We start from the raw sequence: 5,486 nt of genomic DNA, 5'->3' as shown, positions 1-5,486 counted from the left end.
GCCGAAGGCAAGCGCTATTGCCGCGATGATGCCGTCCTGGGCCGGGTGGCTCGGCGGCATCATCGCGGCAATAGCGCTTGCCTTCGGCATGGCGTTGCTCATCGCGCCGGTGACGGCTGTTGTCGCCGGCCTGTTCCTCGACGATATCGCCGAAGTGGTCGAGCGCACCGACTACCCCGGCGATCCGACCGGCCGCGCCATGCCGGCGCTGCGCTCGCTGGTGCTGTCGGCGCGATTCCTCGGTGTCGTCATTCTCGGCAACATCGTCGCGCTGCTGCTTCTCTTGGTGCCGGGCGTCAACATAGCCGCCTTCTTCATCGTCAACGGCTATCTGCTCGGGCGCGAGTTCTTCGAATTCGCCGCCATGCGCTTTCGCGGCGAAGACGAGGCCAGGGCCTTGCGCAGGCACTATGCCGGCACAGTGTTTCTCGCCGGGCTGCTCATCGCCGCTTTCCTCGCCGTGCCGTTGCTCAACCTGCTGACGCCGCTGTTCGCCGCCGCCATGATGGTGCATCTGCACAAGGCGATCTCGGTGCGGGAAGTGGCTCGCCCCTCACGCGGCTAGGCATTTTCTTCAGCGCAACAGAAATCCGCGTCCGAGCTCGTCATCGGCCTCGACGATGAATTCGGCCCGCCCGGAATAATAGGCGCGGCCGCCGACGCGGGCGATGATCGCCTCATGCCGTCCAGCCTTCGCCGTCCGCGCCACGGCTCCGGAAAAACGCGAGCCGGCGATGCTCTCGAATGTGCGCGTCTGTCCGATCGCGATCTCGCCCTTGGCATGCATGGCCGCCAGCCTTGCGGTGACGCCGGAACCGGTTGGCGAGCGATCGACCTCGGCTTCGGCGAAGACGCAGATGTTTTTGGTCACCTCGCCGGAAAATGTGTCGCGGCCGTCGGTCAGGATGGTGCCGTATAGGTAGGCTAGGTCGCCGTGGTCGGGATGCGACAGCGGAAATTCAGCCTTGAGCCTGTCCGTCAGCCCCGTTGCCGCATCGACGAAATCGCGCATCCGGCTTCTGCCGAATTCGAGCCCGAATTGGTGACAATCGGCCAGCGCGTAGAAGGCGCCGCCATAGGCGACGTCGAAGCCAATCGTGCCGTGGCCCGCCAATTCGATCGCCTGTCCACCGGCGAACAGGAAGGCCGGCACGCTTTCGAACGACACCGCACCGGCCTTGCCGTCCCTGACCTCGACCGAGGCGACGACCAGCCCGCACGGCGCCTCGATATTGACTGTCGTGACTGGTTCCTGTTTCGCCACCAGCCCTTCATCGATGGCGTAGCGGCCGAGCGCGACGATGGCGTGGCCGCACATCGTCGAATAACCCTCATTGTGCATGAACAGCACGGCGAGGTCGGCGCCGGGCAGGTCCGGCTCGACCAGCAAGGCGCCATACATGTCGTAATGGCCGCGTGGCTCGAACATCAGGATTTTCCTGAGATGATCGAGATGGTCGCGCACATAGGCGCGCTTTTCCAGGATCGTGCCCTTGGGGATACCGGGATAGCCGCCGGTGACGATCCTTAGCGGCTCGCCGCCAGTATGCATGTCGATCACGGTCAGCGTCATGCGACGGGCCCCATTAATCCGAAGATTTGCCGAAGAGGGCCTGCAATTTGCTGAACGGCATGGCGGCGCGGGTGAAGCCGAAGGTGCCGTCTTGCTGGATTTCGCGTGCCGCCGTTTCCAGCATGCCGTAGGCGAAATTGGTCAGCCACGGCCCGAGCGAGATACGCTTGACGCCGGCCATGGCGAGATCGGCGATGGTAAAACCCGGTACCGCCATGACATTGACCGGCTTGCTGACGGCAGAGCAGAGCGTGCGGATCATCTCGACGTTGCCGATGCCTGGCGCATAGAGTACGTCGGCGCCGGCCTTCTCGAACGCCTGCAGCCGCTTGATCGTGTCGTCGAGGTCGGACTTGCCCCAGAGGAAATTCTCGGCCCGCGCAGTGAAGACGAAATCGCGTTTCAGGGCCCGCGCCGCTTCCACGGCCGCCGCAACGCGTTCGACGGCGTGCGCAAAATCATAGATCGGCTTGTCCGGATCGCCGGTGTGGTCTTCGATCGAGCAGCCGGCAAGGCCGGCAGCTTCCGCCGCGAAGATGGTTTCGGCGGCCTGCTCGGCGCTGTCGCCCTTGCCTTTCTCGAGGTCGGCCGAGACCGGCAGGCTGGTCGCCGCGGTCACTTCGCGGCAATGGTGGATCATCTGGTCGAAGGTCACCGCGCCGTCCGGCAGGCCGCGCGAAAAGGCAAAGCCGGCGCTGGTCGTCGCCAGCGCCGTGAAGCCGAACGAGCCGAGCAGCTTGGTCGTGCCGATATCCCAGGGATTGGGCACGACGAAGGTCGAGGCATGCAGGTCGCGAAAGATCTTGCCCTTGTCCATGGTAGTTCCCCCATCATATGCGGTGTGGCCGAACGGATTTTATCCTGCTCCATCTGGCCGGGCAAACGAATGCGATTGGTTCAGAAGCGTTTGGCGTTCTCTCCTGCCAATTTGTCCAGCGCGTCGGAATCCTTGGCGTAGTGCGACGTTGTCTTGTCCCAATGATAGGTGACGGAGATGTCGTGAGATTCAGGTTTGGGCGGCTGGTCATCGCAGCTTTCGTCGTTCACGACGGTGGCATCGGTCACCGTTACCTTGATCGCCGCATGGCGTCGGCCCTCTGCGATGGCTTTAAAGGCAACGTCCTGCGTCCGGCTATAGGCACACACGTGCTCGTCGAACAAATAGATGATGTCGATCAGCTTCAACTTGTCCCTGGCGACCATAATCAGCGGGACGATCATATAGTTCTGGTTTGAATTGGAATGCGAACTCTCGATCATGAGGATATCATCATTGGCGCCGATGCCGAGCTTGCCGGGTTCGCGGAAATAGGTGCTGCGGTCGAGGGCGACATTGGCGGCGTCGAGCAGCCTTGGTTTGCCCGTAATGTCGTAGAGCGCTAGCACCGCATAGCCTTCTGCGCTGTCTGAGGAATCGCCGAGATCGAACAGCATGGTCAGGCGGTCCTTGCCTCCCGCCTTGATGGCAAGCACGGAGGCATTGGAAAAGCCTGAGGTTTCGGGCGGCGAGCCGCCGCTGTCGGGTCCCTCGATATGGCGCATCGCGATCGGCAGCCCGCCCCTGTAAAAGCCATTCTTGTCGGCGGCGAGGTCTGGAATGATCATCCTGGCGAGGTCGAGATAGGTGATGTCTTTTTGGCCGGGCAGTGGGCTGCCGAGCTCCGGAAGGCTGGCGTCTTGCGCGCCGGCTGCGGTCCACAGCAATGGCAGCAGCATCACGGCGAGGATGAAGCGAAGCAGGTTCGTCGGCATGGTCGCCTCAGGCTGTCGGGCGCGCGGAACGTAGCACAGCCTCCCAACCCGTCCAGTCCGTCAGCCAGCTCAGTGGATCGGCACCAGCCCGGCCAGTTCGCGCATGTCGTCGAACAGGATGCCGCCGGCCTGGATAAGGCCGTCGCGGTCGGAATAGGGATCGGCGTGATAGGAAAACACCCGCATGCCGGCCGCGATGCCGGCCTGCGTGCCAGCGACGCTGTCCTCGATGACGATGCAGTCGGCAGGTGCAAAGCCCACGGTTTTCGCAGCATGCAGGAACAGGTCCGGAAACGGCTTGCCGCGCGCGACCATCGTCGAGGAAAACATCGCGTGTTCGAACAGCGGCAACAGCCCGGTCTGGCCAAGTGTGATGTGCATCTTCGACACCCGGGCCGAGGTGGCGACGCAATAGGCGATCCCGGCTGACCGCACGGCCTCGACGAATTCGCGGACATAAGGGATTGCTTCGACGCCGTGGGCGAACAGGTCTGGCAGGCCGGCGTTCCAGCGATCGACAAAATCGGCGCCAAGCCTGACGCTGGTCTTTTCTTCGATCTCTTTCTGCACCGACGCCATGCTGCGGCCGGAGAAATTCTTGCGGCAATATTCGAAGCTTGTCGGATAGCCGGCAGCGGTCAGCCATTCGGCAAGGCGCCGATTGGCCAGGTTCTCCGTGTCGACCAGGATCCCGTCGCAGTCGAAGATGACAAGTTTAGGCAGTTCAGGCATCAGGCGGTGCCGGTCGATCCGAACCCGCCCGCGCCGCGCGCCGTGCCGCCGGCCAGGTTGCGCTCTTCCACGGCGGCTTGCGTCACCGCGGCAAAAACGATCTGGGCGATGCGCATGCCGCGCGTCACGGCAAAGTCCTCGTCGCCGAGATTGATCAGCAGCACCTTGACCTCGCCGCGATAGTCGCTGTCGATGGTGCCGGGCGTGTTGAGGACGGTCAGCCCATGTTTGAAGGCAAGGCCTGAGCGCGGCCGCACCTGGCCTTCCATGCCTTCGGGAATTTCCAGGATCAGCCCGGTCGGCACCAGAGCGCGTTTTCCGGGCAGGATCAGCAGCGGCCGGTCGTCCGGCACCGCGGCGCGCAGATCCATGCCGGCAGCACCGGTGCTTTCATAAGCAGGAAGGGGAAGTCCTTCAGCATGCGGCAACCTGACGAAGCCGACGGTCGGACCGATGACGGAGGGAGTTTGAAGGGCTGCGCGCATAAAATCGATCCTATCGGCGCGATTGCCGATTCGGTCAATTCGCCCGCAAGCCTATCAACGGCTTTCTTTCAGGCATCAGTATGGCCTGACCTGAATCTCAACATACCTTAGCGCACTTCCATCGGAACCACCGTCGTCTCCTTGATCTCCTCCATCACGAAGGAGGCGGAGACGTCGGACAGCGCCACCTTGGCGATCAGCCGCTGGTAGAGCCGGTCATAGGCCTTCACGTCGGCGACGCGGGCGCGCAGAACGTAGTCGAGGTCGCCGGACATGCGGTAGACGCCGATGATCTCGGGAAAGCCGGTCACCGCCGCCCGGAATCTCTGCAGCCACTCCGGATCGTGGTTGGACGTGCGGATCAGGATGAAGACGGAAAGGCCAAGCCCGAGCTTTTCGGCATCGACCAGCGCCACCCTGCCGGTGATGACACCGGCCTCCTCCAGCCGCTTCACCCGGCGCCAGCAGGCATTGCGCGACAGCGCCACCCGTTCCGACAACTGGTCGACCGACAGCGTGCCGTCGCGTTGCAACTCGGCGAGCAATTTCCGGTCGATTTCGTCAATTTCCAGCGCCATGTGGGATATTTGTCCCATGCATCACCGAAATACAAGGACATTTTGAGACCGATGAACCGGCGAAGCATGTCAGGATACTCATATCAGGAACTTCAAGCGCTGAAGGGGAACCAGCATGTCGGTCGCAAGGATTTTCACCTCTCATCCGGCCAAGGTCGGCGAAACCTATTTCAGCCACATGGGCTTTGCCGCCTGGTTTTCGTCGCGCCTGTTGATGGCGGCCGGCGCCGCGCTCGTTCATGCTTTCTTGCCATTTCTGTTTGAAACTACCGCCAGCCGAATCGTTCGCGAGCTTTACGAGCGGACGCACAACAGAGGCACGCACGCGACCAAGGAGCCGGCGGCTCTTCCGGATCGCGCCTAGGC

8 protein-coding genes are annotated in these 5,486 nt (G+C 62.7%); 2 read left to right on the top strand and 6 right to left on the bottom strand.

Annotated features, from left to right (window positions below):
• On the top strand, positions 1 to 565 hold a 565-nt coding region (locus EN932_RS27955; protein ID WP_128369225.1), incomplete at its 5' end, for a sulfate transporter family protein.
• Positions 566 to 574: 9 nt separating this feature from the next.
• On the opposite strand, the gene EN932_RS27950 is transcribed toward EN932_RS27955, so the two are convergent.
• The 6 genes from EN932_RS27950 to EN932_RS27925 form a co-directional block, all read right to left on the bottom strand.
• Positions 575 to 1,573 (bottom strand): proline racemase family protein, encoded by a 999-nt coding sequence (locus EN932_RS27950; protein WP_064995777.1) that lies wholly within the window; start codon positions 1,571 to 1,573, stop codon positions 575 to 577.
• 13 nt (positions 1,574 to 1,586) lie between these two features.
• Positions 1,587 to 2,390, bottom strand: a complete 804-nt coding sequence (locus EN932_RS27945; RefSeq protein ID WP_024505790.1) for an oxaloacetate decarboxylase — start codon at positions 2,388 to 2,390, stop codon at positions 1,587 to 1,589.
• An 80-nt stretch (positions 2,391 to 2,470) separates the two neighbouring features.
• Positions 2,471 to 3,325 (bottom strand): hypothetical protein, encoded by an 855-nt coding sequence (locus tag EN932_RS27940; protein WP_024505789.1) that lies wholly within the window; start codon positions 3,323 to 3,325, stop codon positions 2,471 to 2,473.
• Positions 3,326 to 3,394: 69 nt separating this feature from the next.
• The gene (locus EN932_RS27935) at positions 3,395 to 4,057 is read right to left on the bottom strand and encodes an HAD family phosphatase (protein WP_127369195.1); all 663 of its coding nucleotides are present in this window, start codon (positions 4,055 to 4,057) and stop codon (positions 3,395 to 3,397) included.
• Positions 4,057 to 4,542, bottom strand: coding sequence for a dUTP diphosphatase (gene dut / locus EN932_RS27930; protein ID WP_013528045.1), 486 nt, complete (start codon positions 4,540 to 4,542; stop codon positions 4,057 to 4,059). The genes EN932_RS27935 and dut overlap by 1 nt, the downstream gene beginning before the upstream one ends.
• Before the next feature lie 107 nt (positions 4,543 to 4,649).
• Entirely contained in the window at positions 4,650 to 5,120 is a 471-nt protein-coding gene (locus tag EN932_RS27925) for an Lrp/AsnC family transcriptional regulator (RefSeq protein WP_013528044.1), read from the bottom strand.
• Between the two features lie 115 nt (positions 5,121 to 5,235).
• Between EN932_RS27925 and EN932_RS27920 the strand changes: the two genes are divergently transcribed.
• Positions 5,236 to 5,484 carry a DUF6356 family protein gene (locus EN932_RS27920; protein ID WP_063169910.1) on the top strand — a complete coding sequence of 83 codons (249 nt, stop codon included), beginning with the start codon at positions 5,236 to 5,238 and terminating at the stop codon, positions 5,482 to 5,484.
• Positions 5,485 to 5,486 lie beyond the last annotated feature (2 nt).

It is taken from the genome of Mesorhizobium sp. M7A.F.Ca.US.002.01.1.1 (assembly GCF_004022955.1).
Taxonomy (GTDB): domain Bacteria; phylum Pseudomonadota; class Alphaproteobacteria; order Rhizobiales; family Rhizobiaceae; genus Mesorhizobium; species Mesorhizobium ciceri.
This window is presented reverse-complemented; position numbering and strand designations above follow the sequence as displayed.

Bases quoted from the DNA above. Each gene is read 5' to 3' on its own strand.
- EN932_RS27950 (WP_064995777.1), bottom strand. From the start codon at position 1,573: ATGACGCTGACCGTGATCGACATGCATACTGGCGGCGAGCCGCTAAGG.
- EN932_RS27920 (WP_063169910.1), top strand. From the start codon at position 5,236: ATGTCGGTCGCAAGGATTTTCACCTCTCATCCGGCCAAGGTCGGCGAA.
- EN932_RS27940 (WP_024505789.1), bottom strand. From the start codon at position 3,325: ATGCCGACGAACCTGCTTCGCTTCATCCTCGCCGTGATGCTGCTGCCA.
- dut (WP_013528045.1), bottom strand. From the start codon at position 4,542: ATGCGCGCAGCCCTTCAAACTCCCTCCGTCATCGGTCCGACCGTCGGC.
- EN932_RS27945 (WP_024505790.1), bottom strand. From the start codon at position 2,390: ATGGACAAGGGCAAGATCTTTCGCGACCTGCATGCCTCGACCTTCGTC.
- EN932_RS27925 (WP_013528044.1), bottom strand. From the start codon at position 5,120: ATGGCGCTGGAAATTGACGAAATCGACCGGAAATTGCTCGCCGAGTTG.
- EN932_RS27935 (WP_127369195.1), bottom strand. From the start codon at position 4,057: ATGCCTGAACTGCCTAAACTTGTCATCTTCGACTGCGACGGGATCCTG.